The 21,664-nt window shown below is 52.1% G+C and carries 17 protein-coding genes; 8 read left to right on the forward strand and 9 right to left on the reverse strand.

All coding sequences use genetic code 11. The features are described 5' to 3' along the window. Window positions 1-15: 15 nt before the first annotated feature. The 7 genes from IX84_RS24950 to IX84_RS24980 form a co-directional block, all read right to left on the reverse strand. Window positions 16-708: an SIR2 family NAD-dependent protein deacylase gene (locus IX84_RS24950; RefSeq protein WP_044227482.1), complete on the reverse strand. Its 693-nt coding sequence runs from the start codon at window positions 706-708 to the stop codon at window positions 16-18. Between the two features lie 58 nt (window positions 709-766). Beyond that, window positions 767-3,259, reverse strand: a complete 2,493-nt coding sequence (locus IX84_RS24955; protein ID WP_044227485.1) for a DUF5723 family protein — start codon at window positions 3,257-3,259, stop codon at window positions 767-769. Between the two features lie 18 nt (window positions 3,260-3,277). Further along, window positions 3,278-4,789 (reverse strand): hypothetical protein, encoded by a 1,512-nt coding sequence (locus tag IX84_RS24960; RefSeq protein WP_044227487.1) that lies wholly within the window; start codon window positions 4,787-4,789, stop codon window positions 3,278-3,280. Window positions 4,790-4,871: 82 nt separating this feature from the next. Continuing rightward, entirely contained in the window at window positions 4,872-6,038 is a 1,167-nt protein-coding gene (locus tag IX84_RS24965; RefSeq protein ID WP_044227489.1) for a trans-sulfuration enzyme family protein, read from the reverse strand. Window positions 6,039-6,053: 15 nt separating this feature from the next. Beyond that, window positions 6,054-6,851: a PhzF family phenazine biosynthesis protein gene (locus IX84_RS24970; protein WP_044227493.1), complete on the reverse strand. Its 798-nt coding sequence runs from the start codon at window positions 6,849-6,851 to the stop codon at window positions 6,054-6,056. A gap of 80 nt (window positions 6,852-6,931) precedes the next feature. Beyond that, the gene (tyrS, locus tag IX84_RS24975) at window positions 6,932-8,206 is read right to left on the reverse strand and encodes a tyrosine--tRNA ligase (protein ID WP_044227496.1); all 1,275 of its coding nucleotides are present in this window, start codon (window positions 8,204-8,206) and stop codon (window positions 6,932-6,934) included. 163 nt (window positions 8,207-8,369) lie between these two features. After that, entirely contained in the window at window positions 8,370-9,143 is a 774-nt protein-coding gene (locus IX84_RS24980) for an SDR family NAD(P)-dependent oxidoreductase (protein ID WP_044227500.1), read from the reverse strand. 101 nt (window positions 9,144-9,244) lie between these two features. On the opposite strand from IX84_RS24980, the gene IX84_RS24985 reads away from it, so the two are divergent. From IX84_RS24985 to IX84_RS25015, 7 genes are all read left to right on the forward strand, one after another. After that, a complete protein-coding gene (locus tag IX84_RS24985; protein ID WP_202965293.1) occupies window positions 9,245-10,603 on the forward strand; it encodes an arylsulfatase in 1,359 nt (452 codons plus the stop codon). A gap of 46 nt (window positions 10,604-10,649) precedes the next feature. After that, window positions 10,650-13,292: a glycoside hydrolase family 2 gene (locus IX84_RS24990; RefSeq protein ID WP_052516379.1), complete on the forward strand. Its 2,643-nt coding sequence runs from the start codon at window positions 10,650-10,652 to the stop codon at window positions 13,290-13,292. 9 nt (window positions 13,293-13,301) lie between these two features. Further along, complete coding sequence (locus IX84_RS24995; RefSeq protein ID WP_052516380.1) at window positions 13,302-13,832, forward strand: glycosyl hydrolase family 28-related protein; 531 nt, start codon at window positions 13,302-13,304, stop codon at window positions 13,830-13,832. Between the two features lie 16 nt (window positions 13,833-13,848). Continuing rightward, a complete protein-coding gene (locus IX84_RS25000; RefSeq protein ID WP_238578341.1) occupies window positions 13,849-15,015 on the forward strand; it encodes an alpha-L-rhamnosidase-related protein in 1,167 nt (388 codons plus the stop codon). 298 nt (window positions 15,016-15,313) lie between these two features. After that, on the forward strand, window positions 15,314-15,640 hold the full coding sequence (locus IX84_RS33615; protein ID WP_160213929.1) for a hypothetical protein: 327 nt from the start codon (window positions 15,314-15,316) through the stop codon (window positions 15,638-15,640). Further along, on the forward strand, window positions 15,592-16,932 hold the full coding sequence (locus tag IX84_RS25010; protein WP_160213931.1) for a sulfatase-like hydrolase/transferase: 1,341 nt from the start codon (window positions 15,592-15,594) through the stop codon (window positions 16,930-16,932). The genes IX84_RS33615 and IX84_RS25010 overlap by 49 nt, the downstream gene beginning before the upstream one ends. Window positions 16,933-17,053: 121 nt before the next feature. Then, window positions 17,054-17,809 (forward strand): 3-keto-disaccharide hydrolase, encoded by a 756-nt coding sequence (locus tag IX84_RS25015; RefSeq protein WP_052516383.1) that lies wholly within the window; start codon window positions 17,054-17,056, stop codon window positions 17,807-17,809. Window positions 17,810-17,932: 123 nt separating this feature from the next. On the opposite strand, the gene IX84_RS25020 is transcribed toward IX84_RS25015, so the two are convergent. Beyond that, window positions 17,933-18,511, reverse strand: a complete 579-nt coding sequence (locus IX84_RS25020; RefSeq protein ID WP_044227507.1) for a YdeI/OmpD-associated family protein — start codon at window positions 18,509-18,511, stop codon at window positions 17,933-17,935. Window positions 18,512-18,589: 78 nt separating this feature from the next. After that, the gene (locus IX84_RS25025; protein WP_081968937.1) at window positions 18,590-19,006 is read right to left on the reverse strand and encodes a nuclear transport factor 2 family protein; all 417 of its coding nucleotides are present in this window, start codon (window positions 19,004-19,006) and stop codon (window positions 18,590-18,592) included. A 29-nt stretch (window positions 19,007-19,035) separates the two neighbouring features. On the opposite strand from IX84_RS25025, the gene IX84_RS25030 reads away from it, so the two are divergent. Beyond that, complete coding sequence (locus IX84_RS25030; protein ID WP_262501669.1) at window positions 19,036-21,489, forward strand: non-lysosomal glucosylceramidase; 2,454 nt, start codon at window positions 19,036-19,038, stop codon at window positions 21,487-21,489. The last annotated feature ends 175 nt before the right edge of the window (window positions 21,490-21,664 follow it).

Consider the following 21,664-nt stretch of genomic DNA (forward strand, 5'->3'; position numbering starts at 1 on the left):
GGTAAACTCAATAGATTATACCCTCATCAAATCTTCCACCACAGCAGGCACCCCCTGTGTAGCGGGCGCATCAATCACCTTCAGATCGGCAATCAGGCTCAGTTCATAATTGATGGAAGGGTTAGGGTCAACGTAGTAGATTTTCCGGGCTTTCTGAGCGAAACCGACCAACCCGGCAGCAGGATAAACCTGCATGGAACTGCCAATGATCAAAATGATATCTGCATCCAGAACTTCCAGCGCAGCCTCCTCCAGCATAGGAACAGCTTCTCCAAACCAAACAATATGTGGGCGGAGCTGATGGCCTTTTTCACAGGTGTCGCCAATATTCAGGTCTTCTTTCCAGTCGTAGACCAATTCCGGATGCTGTGTGCTGCGCACCTTGAAAAGTTCTCCATGCAAATGAAGTACGTTGCTGCTGCCGCCCCGCTCGTGCAAATCGTCTACGTTTTGGGTCACCACAGTGGTGTTGAAAATATCCTCCAAAGCAGAGAGGGCTTCGTGTCCGGAATTAGGTTCCACTTCATGGAGTTGCCGCCGGCGCTGATTGTAAAAGTCAAGTACCAGCTCAGGATTCTTGCGCCAGCCCTGAGGGGAAGCCACTTCCATGACATCATGCCCTTCCCAAAGACCGTCATCGTCCCGAAAGGTTTTTATGCCGCTTTCGGCGCTCATGCCGGCGCCGGTCAATATTACCAGTTTGTCCATATCGTTTGCACTGAAAATTATGTTCCTAAAGATACACAATCGGTGCAGACTGTAAAAACTAATCCCGTAACTTAAGCAGGGCCGCCTTTACATAACCATCCCAACCACCCATAGAAACTTTCCACCACCATTCATTTGTTTTTTCCAGCAATTTCAGCTCGGTGTATACCGGCATACGGGAAATCACTCCCGAACTGGAGTTGGGGGCTTCCCGCAGACTCGTCCGCTGTGTCAGTAGGTAAGTAGCGTAGGGTGGCTCGTAGGCGATGGGGTACCCGCTCTCTGCTCCATCAGAGGCAGTATCAGCTGCTTCTGGTCCACTATCAACGGCAGGCTCCGATGCATTTGCTGGCATTTCGGGCTCAGGCGCTGTTTCCATTAGCGGTGCCTGTTCGGGCATCGGTTCGGGTGCCGGTGTTTCCATCTCTTCAGGGACAAGGGTTTCGGGCGCTGATTCCCGGAGTTCAGGTTTGGGAGCGGGCGCCTCTGTTTCCACTTCAGGCATAGCCTGAGCAGGCATTTCGGGGCGCTCAGGAGTTGCCGGCGCTTCTGAGCCTGGCACATCATTTATCGCTTCTTTTTCGGCGGCAATCAGGAAAACAACCTGATTTAGGGAAGACTTCCGCTCCGGCTGGAAGTCTACAGTCAGGCTATCGTAGCCGGCAGATTTCACTACGGCCTGGTACGGAGCACGTTCGGCAGAAAGCTGCATATTCACCCGTCCACCAAAGGCTTCTTCTGTTTGGATGAGTTTGTAGTAGCCTCCTTGTTCTATCCGGTAAACATCTACGCTTGCCGCTTCGACCAGTCCCAGGTCCTGGTTGTCCCGTAGTTCAAGCCTGAAGGGGAATAGCTTTAGCCCGTCTGCGTTAGCGGGGTGGTTCTCCGGGTAGTTGTCTTCTTCATCAGGGTAGGTGAGCAACGGTGACTGTGCGGATGGCTCAGGGTTATCGGTGGCTATAATCTCGGTTGTAGCGGGCTCAGGCTCCGCAGGTGTGGCTCCTTCTTCCGAAGCGACTTGATTACCATTAACCGCAGAGACCTCTTCCGGTGTCTCGTCGACTATTGCCTTGGCGGGCGATTCAGATTCAGCAGCTACTGGTGCTTCAGCCGGCGGAGTGGCGGCAGGTACATGGACAGGATCAGGCATTTCTGAATCCAAACCACGGGCAGCAGCCAGTTTTAAATCTGATTGCTTGCGCCCGAACGTCAGATTGAGCCCTGCCCGGAAGTTTGCCCCGTCGAGGCGCTCCTCGTTGGTCACAGCAGACAGGTTGTCAGCAATGGCATAAACCTGAAGCGGTCCCAGTTTAAGGGCTGCATTGGCGCCCAGGCTGTTAAAAGTACCGTTTTGCATAGTGTAAACGCCGCCTACGCTGAGTATACGCCCTAAGGAGAACCGGGTGCTCAGGGACAATGCCGTAAAGGTACCACCGGTAAAAAACTCGTTGTACAATAACCCACCGACATCCCAAAAAGGAAAAAGCTGATAATTCGCGCCCAGGTAAGTGCGGGGTGCAAGCGCCTGCGTGTAAGCGACATTTGAGGTGGCTTCAAAGGTGCCCACCGTATCAATACCAGGCACCACTTCAAAGTCTTCTCCCTCGTCCAGGTTAGCCGCATCTACGCCTTCAAAGTTGACAGTGCCGGTCAGGTTAACTTGTTGTGTGGCATTTTCCCACCGGATACTGCCCAGGTTGAGCAAGGATGCAGACAGGGTCAGCCGGTCGCCCATGAGATACTCAGCGCCCAGGTCGAATGACCAGCCAGTGTTCCCATTGGTAAATCGCCGCAGCCCGGCACCGCCTTCCGGCTCCACGCCATCCGTGTCCAGCGCATCACCAAAGTTTTCAAATCCTTCTATGGTCTGATCGAGCAGGTTGAATTGCCCGGCACCATAGTAAAAGGCTTCATAGTCCAACTCTGCTGTAGTTTGGTAAATATCGCTGCTCTGCGTAAGGGTCAGACCGCTTCGATTGGTCACAAAACTTCCAGCACCCATCAAACGGTTGATACGCAGGCCTATAGCCAGGCGGGGGTTAACTTCATAATTTAGCCCCAATCCGATTTTCTGATACGCGATCATATCAACTGATGGACCGATATTGAGGGGCTGATCGAGGTATTGCTCAGTCCCTTCCCATACGGTTTGCAGCAGGGCTTCCGGAAGGGTAAACTCAGCGTCCAGCACACTACTCGTGGACAGGCTGACGAATAATTTGCCAACCCTGCCGCCTACGCCCAATCCATCAATTATAGTAGAGTTCTTCAGGACCAAATCGCGCTCCAGCTCGCCTACCACACCATCCAGGTTCAGGTAATTAGTATTTTCTGCACTGTTGTACTCGAATAACCGCTCCTGATTGATGCCAATCGCATTCAAACTGGTATGCACAGACGGCAGTGATACAATGAATTCCTGGCGGGGGAAAAAGCCGGGATTGAGATGGCTGGCATTCCAAACATCGCGCATTTGGTACAGCCCGTATTCCTGGGCAGGAAGCGCCCAACCCATCAAAAGCAGTAATGCCGTGATAATTATACGATACATAACGAGGGGTTTTTGAGGTTAAAGCCCGGCAAGGATACCCAGCCTGATGCCAAGGATATAAGTATTCAGCATACGGGCAGCATCAGCGCCTTCATTGGGGCTTTCGAGTGTAGCAATGATCCGGGCGTCGGTGGTCCGCCTCAGGATTTGCTCCAGCTGAGTGCCGCTGAGGTCACTTTCCAGGATAGATTCTTTACTCGTGGAGACAGTGCCATCGGGGCGCAGGTTGCCACTTGCCACCAGGCGCGGGCCTTCCTGAAAAAGGGAATCAAACACCATTCCGCTGCCGTCCATAAACTGTAACTGCATACCTAACTCAAGCGGAAAGCCATTGTCAGCCACCATTTTGAACCCGAGGCGGTCCAAATCTTCAAGGTCAGAAAGGTCGACTTCAAAGGTGTCGACAATCCGGAAGCCCCTGGCGCGGGCGTACAGCGGGATGTCCACTTCAACATCAATACCTACCTTAACGGAATCCGTAAGGTGATTGGTAATGAGGTTGTTTTCATAAGGGTTAGCCACTGCGCTGAACGCATAATCCAGCTGATAAGGCACGCCGGATATAGCAGATACGATGTTAGAGTTTTCAGCGTCCAGACGGAGCATCGTAGGCCTGGCTTCTCCTACCTCCTCAATAGAGGGGAAGGCAAACAGCAGCCCACTGTTAAGCATGGGGTTGTCGAGCGCTACAATGCCATTGCGGTAAGTATGCAGGTCGAAAGTGTCTGACCGCAGCTCCAGAGGGATGCCCATAGTGTTGTAAAACGTCAGGCTGATAACCGGCTCCAGAAACTCGAGTTCGCCTGCTTCCCAGTTGTCCAGAAAGGCAAACTCCAGAGAATCCCCGGGCAGGCTTACATCAAATTTCCCAAAGTAACCCTGTATGTAGCTATAGTCCATCCCGCTGATGGACGTTAGAAAAGGCGGAAGGTCAACCGGGCTGTTATCGCTGATGCGGTTGGCGGTATACGTAGTCTCAATGTCTTCATCCAGAATCAGTTCGTAGCCTGTCAAATCCAGCGTGCCAACTGTTTCCGAAGCGCCATTCATATCGGCGGGAGGAAGCGTAGCCGCCACTGACAGGCTGTTGCCGTCCAGCCGTAAATTTGAGAAAGTGAGGGTAAACGCAATTGATTCAGGGAATGGATTAAGCACAGTATAGGCAAACTGACCGGCTTTCAATCGGATGATTTCATACCGGTAGTTGCCAGGTGCCTGGTACTCCACCGTTTGTTCTTTTTCGGCGATGGGTACAGGGATAGTTGGTAGTGGGTCTAACTCAAACTCCGGTCTCGCTTCGATACGGTCCTGGTAGACAATGGTAAGCCGGTTACCAAAATCGGTTTGGATCAGGCTACCATCATCAAGATCATCGAGCAAGTCATTGATACTGAATGAAGTATTAATAAGTGGCACCCCGAAGGCAGGGTTCCAGTTGTCAGGCTCTGCCACTTCAAATCGGTCCGGGAAACAACTGACCAGTCCAACCATCACCAGGAGGGCTAACCAGATAGAGGGTAGATTTTTCATAGTATTTTCTTTGCTTGGGTCATCTAAAGGTAATGACCCCACCGCAAAAGTTTACGCATAAACCTGCCAAAATGTTACAGGCTTACCCTCTCATATACTGAAAGCCTTTTTCAAGCCCCTCCCACAGCCAGGCTGGGTCTTCCAATCCGATGTATAAACGGACCAGGTTCCAGGGCGTGGTGGAGTCCTCTCGTCCCGGCACGCCGTAGAAGGCAGTAGCTGGCATGACAAGCGACTCGTGCCCGCCCCAGGAAACCGCCAGCAGGAAACGCTCCAGGCCTTCAAAAAAGCGCTCCGCCTGACCGAAAGTATCAGCATCCAGATAAAAGGAAAACAAGCCTCCGGCTCCGGTCATCTGCCTCCGGGCCAGTTCGTACTGAGGAAATGAGGGCAGCCAGGGATGCAGGACCTTGCCTGCGGCAGGGTGGCCTTCCAGCTGACGGGCGATTTCCAAAGCACTCTCGTGGGTACGCTGCATGCGAAGCTCAAGGGTCCGCAGCCCGCGGATGACCAGGCTCGCATCGTGTGGGGAAAGAATGCCGCCCAGGGTCATGTATTCTCCGGCGAAGACTCGCCCAATGGTTTCATAGCTGCCGCAGAGCACTCCAAATACGACATCGCTATGCCCGTTGAGGTATTTGGTGCCGGAGTGGACGACCATATCGATATCAAAGTCGATGGGGTTTTGAAATACCGGCGAAGCATAGCTGTTGTCGATGCAGGTAGGAATGCCATGCTTTTTGGCGATAGCCGCACAAGCCTCAAGATCCTGCAGCTCGAAAGTCATGGAATTGGGGCTTTCCAGGTAAAGCAAAGTGGTATTGCTTTGAATAGCGGCTTCGATTTGCTCCGGGCCAGTGCCATCCACAAAGGTGTGGGACACTCCAAACCGGGGCAGGTAGTTCACCAGTATACTGTGGGTCCAGGAATAGGGCTTGGCTACACATACAACGTGCCCGTCTGCCTTGCAATGTGCCAGAATTGCAGCCGAAATGGCGGCCATTCCGCTGCCGAAAACCAGCGCATCCTCAGCGTGCTCCAGGGCAGCCAGCTTTTTGCGCAAAATGGCAACAGTAGGATTAACCCCTCTGGAGTAGACCGGTTGCTGAGCCTCCTGAGCGATAGCCTGCCGAAAATCATCCAGTGAATCAAACGCGAAATTGCTGGTCTGCATGACCGGCGGAGAAACCGCGTTAAAGTAGTTGTGGCGGTCCTCGCCAAGGTGCATAAGGATTTCGCTCAGGTGCATAGCATCAGCGGTTTTCTAAATAAAAATTTCACCTTCCATATAGGTAACAGCCGGACCGGAAATGGCCACCCGCTCTCCCAGCATAGTACAGCGCAGATGACCGCCTCTTTTGCTCAGCTGACGGGCAGTGAGCTCCTGCTTCGAAAGCCGTTCTGCCCAGTATGGGGTCATCGTCGTATGTGCAGAACCGGTAACCGGGTCTTCGTCAACGCCCGCAGCCGGATAAAAACAGCGGGAAACAAAATCGGTGGTACTGCCGGGTGCCGTCACAATTACGCCCCTGCAACGGACTTCTTTCAGCAACCGCAGGTCGGGAGCAAGCTGAGCGACATCTGCTTCTGATTCGAGGACGACCAGAAAATCGTCCCGCCCCATTAGCACCTCCACGGGCTCCGTGCCCAGTGCCTCTTTGAGGGCTCGAGGGGCTACCACGGTTTCAATATTATCTGCCGGGAAGTCGAGCATGTACTCCTCCCCTTCCCTGGTCACCGTGAGCAAGCCGCTGCGGGAACCGAAGGTGATACTTTTATGCGGGTGCCCTAAGTGGGTAAACAAACAGTGTGCGGCAGCCAGGGTCGCATGCCCGCACAGGTCCACTTCAATAGCCGGGGTAAACCAACGCAGTTCATAGTCCGCTTCTCCTCCGGGAATGAAAAAAGCCGTTTCCGATAGATTATTCTCAGCAGCAATAGCCTGCAGGGTAGCATCCGGCAGCCAGGAAGGCAGTGGGCAAACGGCAGCGGGGTTTCCTCTGAAACGTTGGCTGGCGAAAGCATCAATCTGATAAATCGGAATTTTTCCTGGACCAGGCATAGCATATGAATTTGGGATTTCAGGATCAGAGCGAAGGCAAAACGGGGTCAAGCTAACCTACTCAACCCCAGTGCTTTCCATCACTCTGCTTCAAGAATAAATTTATTCTTTTTACCGTTTTCGACCATGAGGTATTTGCCATGCAGCAGTGCCTCATGGGTAATAACCACATCGTGATCGCTCACTTTCTCCTTGTTCACACTGATGGCATTGCCTTTGATCGCGCGGCGGGCATCTCCTTTAGAAGCCACCACCTGGGTGTGCTCTGCCAGTAAGTCTACGATATTGGCTCCGCCTGCCAAAGCATCCTTCGGCAAGGTAAAGCTTGGAATCTCTGCGGCTACGGTCTTCAGCTCGCTTTCCGACAAATCAAGCAGTTGCTCCTTGCCTGCCTTTCGGTTGAAAAGCAGTTCCGTCACCTTTAGCACCGAGCGGTAGGCCTCCTCAGAGTGGATGCGGATGGTCAGCTCTTCAGCCAACAGGCGCTTGAGTTCCTGTGGATTCTCTGCATGCTCGGCTTCCCGGGCTTCGATCTCTTCCCGCGTATGCAAGGTGAAGTAGCGGGTAAATTTAGGGACATCGGTATCCGCAGCGTTGATCCAGAACTGGTAGAACTGGTAAGGCGTGGTCAGCTCTCCGTCCAGCCAGATATTACCCTCGGTGGACTTGCCAAACTTGCTGCCATCAGCTTTAGTCAGCAATGGCGTAGTCACGGCGTAAGCTTTCTCATTGAGGTTACGGCGAATGAACTCCGTACCACTCGTGATATTACCCCACTGATCAGAACCGCCCATTTGCAGGATGCAGTTGTGCTTATTGAACAGCAGCTGAAAATCGTAAGCCTGCAGCAATTGGTAGCTGAATTCGGTAAAGGATAGCCCGGTCTCCAGGCGTTTCTTTACGGACTCCTTAGAGCTCATGTAATTCACGGTCAGGGTCTTCCCCACATCGCGCAGAAAATCCAGGATATTCATATCCTTGTAGAAGTCCAGATTGTTGACCAGAATTGCCTTATTATCGCCTTCTGTGAAGTTGATAAATTTTTCCATCTGCCGTACCTGATGCTGCAGGTTGTTGTCCAGCTCATCGTAAGACTTCAGCTCGCGTTCCTTATCTTTTCCGGAAGGGTCGCCAATCCGGCCCGTAGCGCCCCCCATAAGCACAACCGGCTGATGCCCGGAGCGCTGAAACAGGGTCAGCAGCATCAACTGCACATAATTGCCGATAGTCAGTGAAGGGGCGGTGGGGTCAAAGCCAATATAGCCGGCAACTTTACCCGATTGTAATACCTCTTCGATGCCGGGGGTCGCATCGTGTAACATCCCCCTCCATTCCAGTTCTTTAAGAAAGTCCATTTGAGCTTGGATTCGTTTGGCGCAAAGTTAATTTTTTCTACCAAACTAACGATCCCCGGCGGAAGTTCCTGAAGGCTTAAAAAATAACACTGCCCAGCCCACCGTCTATGTTAAGGGCCTGCCCGTTATTAAAGACTATACTTCTGATAAAGTGAATGAAAAATCAAAATATTACACTACCCAAACCACCGTCTACCTCCAGGGCCTGCCCGACGATGAAGTTAGAATCCGGGCTCCACAGGAAAAGCGTGGTTCTAGCCACCTCCTCCGGCTGCCCTACCCGGCCTATGGGATGATTGCGCCCCCATTCAGCGATGACCTCGTCTGCCGGGCCGTGCTCACCGGCACCGTACCTCAGCATAGGCGTATCAATGGAGCCCGGGCAAATACAATTGATGTAAATCCCCTCGGCGGCGTGGTCGATGCCCATAGACCGGGTCATAGCGATCACAGCACCTTTGGATGTGGAATACGCCAGCACATTTTTCTGGCAGCGCTTGCCCTGTATGGAGCTGATGTGTACGATGCCTCCGCCTCCATTCTTGCGGATGAGCGGAAGGATAGCTTTGGTGGCCAGGAACATCCCCTTCAGGTTGACATCGATAGTGCGGTCCCAATCGGCTTCAGAGGTCGTATCTACGGTGCCGTAAGTTTGCAATCCCACCGAGTTCGCCAGGTAGCAGACCGGTGCATAGGCAGCGGCCTGAGTGGCAAAGGTTTCCAGGGACCGGCTGTCGGTCACATCTGTGGGAATGAAAAGCGCCTGCCCGCCTTCTTCTTCAATCATTTGCACCGTTTCCTGCCCCATGGCCTCATTGAGGTCGGCAATAATCACTTTGGCGCCCGCTTTGGCGGCTTCCAGTGCAATGCCCCGCCCAATGCCGGAAGCACCACCGGTAACGATGGCGCCCTTACCGGCTATCCAGTCCTGTTTCATACTCTTTTATTTTGAGGTCAAAATACTAAGAAATTGTAATGTTGGCAGACAGGAAGATGACACCAGCCATTTGTAATCTACCTCCTAAAAAACTGAAAGCTTTGAGCAGACTGATCTTTCCACTATTTGTTTTGCTGAGTATTTCCGCTACAGCTCAGCCGGACAAGCCCCGCCCAAACATTATTTTTGTAATGACCGATGACCTGGGCTACGGGGACCTGGGCAGCTACGGGCAGGACGTCATCCCCACGCCCTTTCTGGATCAAATGGCACGGGAAGGCACGCGTTTTACGCAGGCTTATGCTGGTGCGCCGGTATGTGCACCTTCCCGATCCGTACTAATGACCGGTCAGCATAGCGGGCATACGCTAATCCGGGGCAACTTTTCAGCGGTGGAAGTCCCTGAGCTCCCTAAGCCCAGGCGGATTCCGCTACGGCCTGAAGACACAACAGTTGCAGAAGTGCTCAAACAGGCCGGCTACATCACGGGGATGTTTGGCAAATGGGGACTGGGAGAGGCAACCACCACCGGCGAGCCCAACCGACAGGGTTTTGACGAATGGATGGGCTTTCTCAATCAGCGCCGGGCACACAGCCATTATCCGGAATTCCTTTGGGAAAATCAGGACACGCTGAAGCTGTCCGGCAATACCAATGGGCAACGGGAGCAGCATACACACCCATTGTTCACGGACTATGCACTGGACTTTATCGACCGGCATCATGATACCACTTTCTTCCTTTACCTGCCCTACTGTCTGCCGCATAGCGAAATCGCCGCCACACAGCCATACGTTGATCTTTACCGAGACAAAAACTGGACAGACAAACAGCAACACTTTGCCGGTATGATTAGCATGATCGACAGCGATATGGGCCGCGTGCTGAACCTGCTCAAAGCACATGGCATTGCAGAAAACACCCTGGTATTCTTCTGCTCAGACAACGGAGCCGCCAACCGCTACGACGGTCTGTTCGATAGCTCCGGCGCGCTGCGGGGGCGCAAACGCGACATGTACGAAGGTGGCATTCGTACCCCAATGATTGCCTGGATGCCTGGATGCGTCCCGGAAGGAAAGGTCAGCGATTATCCGTGGTATTTCCCGGATGTACTCCCTACCCTGGCGGCTGTCTCGGGCGCTGAAGCACCTAAGGACATTGACGGCATGAATATCGCCCCGGTTTTGTTTGGGGAAGACATGCCGGTTTCCGACCGCTTCCTGTACTGGGAGTTTCATGAGAAAGGCTTCGACCAGGCGGTGCGATGGAAGAACTGGAAAGCAGTACGGCACGGTTTGAATGGCAAACTGGAATTGTACAACCTCACCGATGACCCAACGGAGAACAACGATGTCAGCCGGAAAAACAAAAAAATTGTCAAAACCATAGAGACCTATCTTGCAGAAGCCCGCTCCCCTTCCATTTACTGGCCGGCGGGGAAAGCGGCACCCAGAGATTGACGGTCTGCTTGATCATTTTAAACCAATCACCGAAAAACAATTCAAGATGAAATATACCTGGCTTGGGCTTTTGAGCAGCCTTTTGTTGACTACCCTTCTTTCTGCCCAGGAATCCACTTTCAATGCAGGTTGGAAGTTTCTGCTGGAGGAAAATGTAAGCATTAGCGCCCTGCCGGACTACTCTGGTGCCTGGACTACCGTCAATACGCCCCACACCTGGAACCGGCTCGACGCCTTCGACGATGCGGACGGCTACCTAAGGTCAGTGGGGTGGTACCAAAAGCGGGTTTTCCTGCCGAAAACCGGGCAGGATCAACTATTGCTCAAGTTTGAAGGTGCTTATCAATGGGCCCAGGTTTATGTCAACAATCAACTGGCAGGCGAGCACAAAGGTGGGTATACGGCTTTTGCGGTGGATATCACGCCCTATGTCCAACTGAATGCGGAGAATACCATCACCGTACGGGTAGACAGCCGGCACGATCCGGCTATTCCGCCTATGTCGGGAGATTTCACCTTCTACGGGGGTATCTACCGGGATGTCTACCTCATCCGTAAAGGAGAGCGGCACTTCGACCGGATGGATGGCAGTACAAAGGGGGTTTACCTAAGCGCTCCGAAGGTGTCTAAACGATCGGCCTCCCTAAAGGTAAAAGCCCGTGTCCTTAATAAGTCAGCCAAAAGCGCCAAGCTCGCTCTCCAAACCTTGGTTTTCGATAAGAGCGGGGAACTGGTCGCGAAAGCAGAAACACCGATTAAACTAGGCAGCAACAGCCCTGGCATTGCAGAAATGGAGGTCATGGTCAGTCAGCCCGATCTTTGGTCGCCGGCACAGCCTAATTTGTACCGGGTGGAAGTCACGCTCCTCGATGAAAAAGGGAAAAACATTGACCTTTACACCAGCAAATACGGTTTCCGCTGGTTTGAGATGAACGAGGACCGGGCTTTTCTACTCAACGGGGAGCCGCTTGACCTTATCGGCACCAACCGGCATCAGGACTATCCGGGACTGGCCAATGCCCTACCAGACCAGCTCCACCGCCGGGACATGGAAATCCTGAAAGCCATGGGCGGCAATTTTATTCGTATTGCGCATTATCCGCAAGACCCGGCCCTGCTTGAGGCTTGTGACGAACTCGGCATTCTGGTCTGGGAAGAAATCCCCATCGTCAATTCCATCACCGTTTCCGAAGACTTTACTAAAGTCAGCACCCGCAACCTGCAGGAGATGATCCGGCAGCACCATAACCATCCAAGTGTCATTATGTGGGGCTTTATGAATGAGGTGCTGCTCCGCCTGAAAAACGGGCTAAAAGGCAATCCCGGTATTACCGAAGCCGACTACCTGAAAGCAGTGGAAAAGCTCACCCACCATCTCAATGGCGTCGCAAAAGCAGAAGACCCCACCAGATGGACGACTATCGCCCATCATGGCAACTATGAGCTGTACGAAGAGGCGGGCATGAATGACATCACGGATGTGGTAGGCTGGAACCTCTACTACGGCTGGTACTCCGAAAATATGCCCAAGGCTGGTGAATTCCTCGACCGTTTTCACGAAGACCATCCGGACAAGGGCATTATCGTGGCCGAATACGGAGGCGGCAGTGACCCACGCATCCACGCTGCGAACCCCAAACGCTTTGACTTTACCGTGGAATGGCAAACGATGATCCACGCCAGCTATTACCAGCAGATCATCGCCCGCCCGCACGTGATGGGCGGAGCAATCTGGAACTTTGCCGACTTTGGATCCGAGGGCAGAAAAGACCCGGTGCCTCATATCAACAGCAAAGGCATACTGCACCATGACCGTACTCCAAAAGACAGTTACCTTTACTATCAGGCAGCTTTATCGCAACAGCCTTACCTGCAAATTGGCAGTCAGGACTGGCGCTACCGAGTCGGTTTTGCGGATGAAACCAACACCTTCACCCAACCGGTCTGGATTTTCTCCAATCAGCCGGCCGTTGAAGTGGTGGTGAATGGTAATGTCTTGGGCACTTTCGAAACCGACAATTACCACACCGTGGTAGGGGTCCCTTTCCGGGAAGGCACCAACCTTATTGAGGTCAGCGCAGGCAAAGGCTTGTCCCGGCAAAGTGAGTTTTATGCACAGGCCATCCCGTCTAACCTCAGCAATCTTTCCATCAAGGATATTGACCTGCGTATGAACCTGGGGGCGCACTTTCACTACACGGATATGCTCACCAAAGAAACCTGGCTCCCCGAGCGTGCCTATCAGCCGGGGTCCTTCGGGTTTGTGGATGGTGCTGCGCTGATGAGCTGGAAAGGCTTCCGGGTGGGCAGTGACAAAGAGATTTTCGGTTCCGATAACGAGCCCGTTTACCAGACCCACCGCGATACCTTCACTACTTTTCGGGCAGATGTGCCGGATGGTTGGTACAAAGTCACCCTCCACTTTGCCGAGGTGTACAGCAAGTCCGGCCGGGAAAAGCTGGCTTACAATCTTGGCGCTGAGGGGAATGAAGCCGAAGTGGTTGCAGATCGCCTGTTCCACATCAGCGCCAACGGAGAAAGGGTACGTTCTGCTGTGCAACTGGAAGACGTTCAGGCTACCGCTATTACCTTTCAGGCGAAAGCCACCGGGCAACAAGGACTGAGGATTGAACTGGAACCGGAAATCGGCACCACTTTTCTGAGCGGGATTGCCATTCGCGGACTTTAACACCTGATCATGAAGCGATTCAGAACTCTGATTCTACTTACCACCCTCGCCCTGCCCTTTTCCCTTTTGGCTCAGGCACAGACGATTTTTGCCGTACAGGAGTATGGTGCAAAAGGAGACGGAGCCACGGTGAATACCCAGGCCATTCAGGCTGCCATTAACGCAGCCCACGAAGCTGGCGGCGGAAGGGTACTCATCAGCGGCGGCACCTTTTTAAGCGGGACGCTTGTCCTCAGAAGTGGCGTTGAAATCCACGTTACAGCCGGAGACACTTTACTTGGCAGCCCCTATCTGCGGGACTATCCGGATATGGAACAGCGGACCATCCGTTCCTACACGGAACGCTACAGCCGCAAAGCGTTTATCTACGCCGAGAGCGCTACCGACATCGCCCTTACCGGACGAGGCATGATACACGGCAATAGCTATGCTCCGGAGTTCAAAGCCGCCGAGCATGACCGGGACAAGCCGCTGGGCATGCGCCTCATCTCCTGCAAGCGCGTAAAAGTGGAAGCAGGATACACTCGACAAGATTCTTGAGGTTGGAGAGCGGACCATCTGCCTTTGTGCTCACGATACCTATATGGATTGCCCCTACTACGAGGAGAGTCAGTTTGGAGGCGACACCCGGGTGCAGGCATTGATCAGCTATGTGCTGTTCGGGGATGCCCGTTTGGGTAAAAACGCTATCGAGCAATTTTCCTGGTCACTCAACAGCGAGGGCTTTTTGTCAGCCCGCTACCCGACCAATTCCACCTACTACATCCCCAACTACAGCCTGTACTGGATTGGGATGCTGCACGACTATATGATGTACGCGGGCGACCAGGCATTCATCCGGCAGAAGCTGCCGGTTGCCCGCATTTTACTGGGCTACTTTTTGGACCGGCTGCGAGAGGATGGTACCGTCCGGCGGCCTGATTACCACAACTTCGTGGACTGGGCATTCCCAAGAGGCGAAGCGCCCTCTGATGACAACGGCTATGCTGCACTGGTCGACCTCCATTTATTACTTGCCTTGCAGTGGGCGATGGAGCTGGAAACTTACGCCGGCGACTTCCACTATTACAATCAGTATCAGAGCGCAGCCGAGGGCCTTATAGAAGCAATCCCGAAGTACTATTGGAACAGCAGTCGTCAACTCTATACCGACACCCCGGAGGGCATCCACTACTCTACCCATACCAACCACCTTGCTATACTCACCGGTATTGTACAAGGGGAAGCCGCCGCTCAGCTCATGCGCCGCGCCCTGACCGACACCACTCTGACACAACCCACAGTCTACTGGCAATTCTATCAGTTTGAAGCCCTACGGGCCGCCGGATTAGGGCAGGAATACCTTGATAATCTGGGCATTTGGAAAACGATGCTTCGCGCCGGGGTCACCACCTGGCCGGAAACCACCTTGCGCAGCCGCTCAGAGTGCCACGCATGGGGGGCGAGCCCAAACTACCATTTGTACGCCATTGCTGCGGGTGTAAAGCCAGCTGCGCCCGGGTTTGAGGCCGTACGGGTCGCGCCTCAGCTGGGAGAAGACCAAACGCTACAGTGCACCCACCCCCACCCCAGGGGAAGCATCGGCCTGAAACTCACTCTTAAAGATGGAAAGCTACGTGGAACCATCGAATTACCAGCAGGCACCACTGGCGAATTGATTACGGAAACGGGCGCCATCGAACTTACGACCGGAACCAACAGGCTAAATCTTACAAAACATTAAAAATCAATTACATGCAACTTTCAAAACCGGAACAGATGGGCAAAATACTTTTTACACAAAGCAGGTATTTTACCCTAATCTTCCTTTTCTGTTCTTTTGCCTGCGTGTCCGTAGCTCATACCTATTCCTACGTATCAGACGGCTACCTAAAAGCTGTGGAAATGGACTGGAGGATACACTCGTGTACAAATTGAAAAGCGGCCAGGTGCGCACCTTTGTACTGAAAAAGACAGCAGCCGAACCCGTTTATATCTATGATCTTCCCGAGAACCAGTGGCGGAACGGATGCATATACCGCATGCAAGCTTCATTACTCTGCGAAGGCCAGCCCCTCACCCTGCACCGCATCGTTTCGGCACAGCAGTCGTACTACGAGCCTTATCACATCAATGGTGTTACTATCTTTTTCGATGCCGTGAATGATATTGAGGACTTCATTAAAGACAACCATGGTTCCAAGGGCATGGCAGCTACCGCATGTGGGCAGGCACAGCAGCACAAGGCTTCGCCCGCTACCAGCCCGATCTGCAAGCGGGGCGATACCTTATCTCACTGCATCCCGATGCTCACCCTACCTTGCCCTACAGCGAGGAAGCCACTGAAATGCTTCGGGTGCGGATCATGACCATTGAAGGCTTACAGGAGTTGGACTGGCATCCCTCCGAGTCAAGGACAATCGGAGAATTTCATTTAGCAGGAGGTCAGGAAAGCGTTCTCGATATCTGCACAAAAGGGAGCCAGGGGTTGGTGTTTGCTAATGCTTACACCGGTTCACCCGTTTGTGCGCCCTACCGCTCCACACTGATGGAAGGGCTGCACGCCGGGCACACCCTGGTGCGCAATAATCGCTCTTTGCAGCGCGAGCTGGTCAATTTTAACGACTCCACCTTCACCGTGGCGCAACTGCTGAAAGACGCTGGCTACCGCACCGGGCTGTTTGGCAAATGGGGCCTGGCGGAGGCAGGCACTTCAGGCATCCCAAACCAGCAGGGGTTTGATACTTTTTACGGCTTTCTTGATCAGCGTAAGGCACACCATTATTATGTGGATTCCCTGTGGGAAAATGAGCAGGAAATCCCTGTACCACTCTCCGAAGCACAGCAATACAGCTCCGCCGACTGGTACTTTGATAAGGCCAGGGACTTTATTCGGAAAGAGGCAACAACGGATGCGCCCTTTTTTGCTTACATCCCCACCCAATTACCCCACCTGTACATGCCCTACGAACCGGCGGAAATCTATAAGGATAAGCCCTGGCTCGTTGGCGACAAACGCTGGGCGACCATGATCCACACCATCGATCAGCAAATGGGGCAATTGCTTGATTTAGTAGACTCCCTGGGCATTGCCGAAAATACACTGATCGTGTTTATGAGCGACAACGGGGGTGGCAACGGGCAGCGCCATTTCTACCACGATGTGCGATTTTTCAACTCCAATGGCCCTTTTCGGGGTATGAAGCGCGACTTGTTTGAGGGCGGGATTCGGGTGCCACTCATCGCCCAATGGGAAGGTGTTATTGAGGCTGGAAAGGTCAGTGCAGAGCCTGTGGCCTACTACGACTTCATGGCTACGGCGGGAGAATTGGCAGAAAATCCACCCCAAAGAACAGATGGTAAAAGTTGGGTGCCCCTGCTTACAGGCAAAGCCGATACGCTGGCCCGTGAATTCCTATACTGGGAATTTCCCTATATGGACCAGCCTAATGCTAAATTTGCGGTGCGCATGGGCAAATGGAAAGGGGTAAAGGAATGGATGGGTGGCCCCTTGCAAATCTACAACCTCGAAGAAGACCCCGAAGAGTTGTACAACTGGCACTACGAGCGTGCGGATTTGGTAGAAGAGTTTGAAGCCATTATTTTAGAGGAGCATGAGCCAAGCCCCTTTTGGCCAATTAGGGGAGAAAAAAAGCGGTAAGCTCAAAAAAATAGTATTTTGACAGCTTTGCTAAATCATGCCCCCCCCTGAAAGAACCTAAAGTTATCATTGATTAGAAACCATGTGGTTATCGATTCACCATTTAAAATAGTAGCAAACCATGCGGATCAAGTTTATTATTTTTCTCGTTCCCACCATTTTCTTTTCGGTAGCTGCCGTTGCCCAAAAAATCGACAGATCAGAAGTCAAACCGGCAATGACGGAATTCTGGGACAATGAACCCGAAGTTGTTACCCCCGGAGAAACATACGGCGCTCCGCCTTCGGATGCAATTATCCTTTTTGATGGAACAGATTTCTCAGAATGGCTTTCAAAAGACGGTGGGGAGGTAGAATGGGCGCTGGATGAAGGGGCGATGACTGTAAACCCCGGAAAAGGCTACATTTCCACCAAAAAGAAATTTGGGAGTATTCAGTTACATATTGAATGGCGCGCTCCGGCTGATAATAACAAAGAAGGTCAGGCAGGAGGCAACAGCGGTATCTTTCTTATGGAACGGTACGAAGTACAGGTACTGAATTCCCATGAGAACAGAACCTATAGTAATGGTCAAGCGGCCTCGGTCTATAAGCAGTACTCTCCAATGGTCAATGCGTCGCGTCCAAAAGGGGAATGGCAAACGTACGATATCATCTTTACGGCTCCCACATTCAAAAAGAACGGCGCTGTTGAAAACAAAGCCAAATTGACCGTAATCCATAACGGGATCGTCGTGCAGAACGCCGTTGAACTTGATGGTAGTACAGTTTACAAAGGCACGCCCTATTACATCCCTCATGGCGAAGCACCTATCATGCTCCAGGATCACGGCGATCTGGTAAGCTTTAGAAATATCTGGGTCAGAGCGCTGCGGTGATTGCTGAACATGCCATTGAAAACAACATTGATGTGCAGGATGTGGAGTATGCCAAAATTAAGGTTGACTTGGAAGAGAGAGGGCAAATTCTAAACTTAAAGCAACCTTGAAACAGGCAGGAAATCAACTCCCAGGCAGTTTTTCTCCAATGGAGGAAAGATGTGCAATTTTATTGATCCTGTTCATTCTGGTTTTCTGCGTTTTAGTCAGTTTGATCCACCGCAGGACGAACCGCTTACTTGAGTCATTGATTTGGTCAAAAAAGCCTTTTGCTCCCTCTAATTGTTGTAATGCAGCATTCAGATCGTCTGGAATTACCAAATTATCCACATCGTCCATAAAATTCCAAAGCCAGCTTTCTTTTCCAGATTGAATGGATTGAAGGCCTGCCTCGTGCATACGGTTTTCATCCATTAGTTTTTGCGCACGATCTTTATATGTTTTTGCCCAATGCTGCGCTTTCCTGGGCGCGATAAGCTGCATGGTACGTGTTTCATCGAGCTTTCTGCGGATGCCATCAATCCAGCCGAAGCATAAAAGCTCATCCAGCACCTCCTCCCGTGAATCGTATTTCCCAACTTCTGATTTTTTGTAGGTTACGAGCCAAACGCTTTCACTTTGAGGGTAGTTTTTCAGTAGCCACTGCCTTAGTTCCTCCGATGATTTGACCTCCACTTTTTCGAAGTGCTCTGTTTTAATCATAGCGTTAACGGTTCATTTGAAAAGTGAAATGAAAGGGAAAGGTTATAAGTTTACGATTTACAAGATGATCTGCTTGTTTTACTTCCCTGGGGATTTATGGTCGTAACTCAGTACCCGTTTCAACTTCCACTGGTCCTTTTCAAGGATCCAAACATGGCTAAATTTAGCCGTACTCGTCAAATATTTAGGCTTGCCTGGCTCTTCTCCGTAGAACTCATGCACCCCTTTTTGTATGGCACCGTACAGCTCCCCCTTGGAATACAATGGAAAAACCTCCATGCTTCCATCCACCAAAACCCGAGTGGGCTTGTAGTTCATATTACACAGGTTGGGGATGTTCCGGATGAAGTTTTCCTTTGAATCCAGGAGTCCGCTTTGGTCATGGTAAAACTCAAAATCATCACTAATCAAAACCCTTAATTGGGCCGTATCACATTCGTTGAAACCGAGATTGAAAACCAGGCTATCTTTCTGCTTTATAGTTCTGCGAATAATTCCTGTAGCTTACCATCATCCTGCTGACCATATCCCTTGGTGGCCGCAGGGAACTGCGTGATTGGGAGATTATGAATGTGCCTGCGAAGGGCTACAGTACCGTTACCGATGGGAATGATGCGCCTTTTTTCGCTATTTACGCCAAGCCCGAAGGAGGGAAAGCCATAACCAAAGGCTTAATGGGCCCCCTCTACGATTCGGAGTACCAACATGCGGAAGGGCGACCCGTTAACCACCACGGCTTGCCCCGTTTCCGCGAAGCCTCCTTTGAAGCCTCCTACCCCTTCGGCATCGTCAACCTTAAAGACAGCGTTTTTCCCGCCACGGTCAAAATCGTGGGCTACAATCCCTTCATCCCGGGCGATTCCGATGATTCGGGCATCCCAATGGCCGTTTTTGAAATGGAAGTACACAATCCCACCGGACAGGATATGGAAGTGGCCATTGCAGGAAGTATTCGAAACTTTATCGGCAAAGACGGAAGGGAGTACAGTACCGATTGGAAAGGTGATTATATCCCGACAGGTGCTAAAAGTAATGCCAACACTTACCGGACAGCTGATGGATTTTCAGGTATTTTTATGCATTCCAATGACGTAGACACCCTCCATCCGGCCTGGGGCACAATGGCCCTGACTACATCCGCACCAATGGATCAGGTCAGCTATCGGACCAGTTCCGCGAAGAATGCCTGGAACCGCGGCATCCTCGACTTTTGGGATGATTTCAGTGCTGATGGAATGCTAACGGAAAAAACAGTATCTGCCGACCCCGATCCCATGGCTTCCTTAGCCGTAAAACAGGTAGTGCCAGCCGGGCAAACCAGGGTCTTCCGTTTTTACCTCACCTGGCACTTCCCCAACCGGCAGTCCTGGGGCAGCTGGAGCGAGGTGCAGCCCGTGGTCAGGGTCGGGAATTACTACACCACGCAGTACGCGGACGCCTGGGCGGTTATCAAACAAACCCTGCCCCGACTGCCACAGCTCACCAACAAAACCCTTGCTTTTGTGGAGGCGCTGATCGCAAGCGATTATAGCGAAACGGTGAAGGAAGCTGCTCTATTTAACCTAAGTACCCTGCGCTCGCAAACGGTCTTCCGGACTGAAGATGGGAAAATGTTTGGCTGGGAAGGGGTATTCGACCGCTTTGGTTCCTGCTTCGGTTCCTGCACCCACGTTTGGAATTATGAACAGGCCACTGCCTTTACTTTTGCAGATCTGGCACGCAGCATGCGGGAAGTGGAGTTTGGGCATGCCACGCGTGAAGACGGCTTCATGAGCTTTCGGGTGAATTTATCCCTTGACAGTGCCCACCTCTACCGCAAAGCCGCTGCCGACGGGCAAATGGGTACGATTATGAAGTTTTACCGGGAATGGCAACTCTCCGGAGATGACGCCTTCCTCAAAAGGCACTGGTCACAGGTGAAGTCTGCCTTTACCTTTGCCTGGATAAAAGGAGGTTGGGACGGCGATCAGGATGGTGTGATGGAAGGCGTGCAGCATAACACCATGGATGTGGAGTACTTCGGCCCCAATCCGCAGATGCAGTTCTGGTACCTCGGTGCGCTCAAAGCCATGCAGGAGATGGCGGATTACCTGGGTGAAAAAGACTTAGCGAAAAAGTGCCAAACGCTTTTCGAATACGGCAGCCAATGGACGGACGAAAATCTGTTCAACGGAGAATATTATATCCACCGGCTACAAGTTCCGAAATCACTCGATGACATCGCCAAAGGGTTAATGGGCGGCATGGGCAGTGAAGATCTGGAACACCCAAAGTACCAACTGGAAGAAGGCTGTCTGATTGACCAACTCGTGAGGCAGTATATGGCACATGTGGTGGGGCTGGGCTATCTCGGAAAGCCCGAAAACATACGCAAAACCCTGCAAAGTATCCTGCACTACAATCAGCGGGAAACCCTGTTCGAACATTTCAACAATATGCGGTCCTACGCTATGGGCGATGAGAACGCCCTGCTGATGGTGAGTTACCCCAAAGGTGGCCGCCCTGAAGTGCCCTTCCCTTACTGGTCAGAAGTGATGACCGGCTTTGAGTACACGACCGCTATTGGCATGCTTTACGAAGGAATGGAAGCCGAAGGGCTGGAGGTAATCCGGAATATAAGAAGCCGCTACGACGGCAGCAAACGCAACCCCTTTGATGAGGCAGAATGCGGACACCACTACGCGCGGGCAATGGCTTCCTGGGCAGGTATTTTGGCACAGAGTGGTTTTCAGTTCTCAGCGGTGGATCAGTCGATGCAGTTCCATCCCAAGGCCGGTAAGTGGTTTTGGTCGAACGGGTCTGCCTGGGGCACTTGCCTTATTTCAAATGAGCATGGGAACTGGGTGGTAGACCTGAAAGTATTGCATGGGGAGGCCAGCTTGAAGTCCTTTCAGTTAGGAGAAGGGTTAAAGAAACGCTTTAAGGAGGTTCAAACCGTTGGTGAGGGTAATAGATTGACTTTTGAAATAAATCCATGAAACAGTTGAACGGTCTGCTGATCAAAAACCCATCAGAAAAAATGCGAACTCCAGGTAGAAGGCTTGCTCTTAAACAACCTCACCTTCAGCATCAAAGAAGATCCCAGGCCCCTATTATTCTTAGTCATACCGGTACATTACAGATTGGATCAGTAACCAACCTCGGAGAGACAGG

It is taken from the genome of Phaeodactylibacter xiamenensis (genome assembly GCF_000759025.1).
Lineage (GTDB): Bacteria > Bacteroidota > Bacteroidia > Chitinophagales > Saprospiraceae > Phaeodactylibacter > Phaeodactylibacter xiamenensis.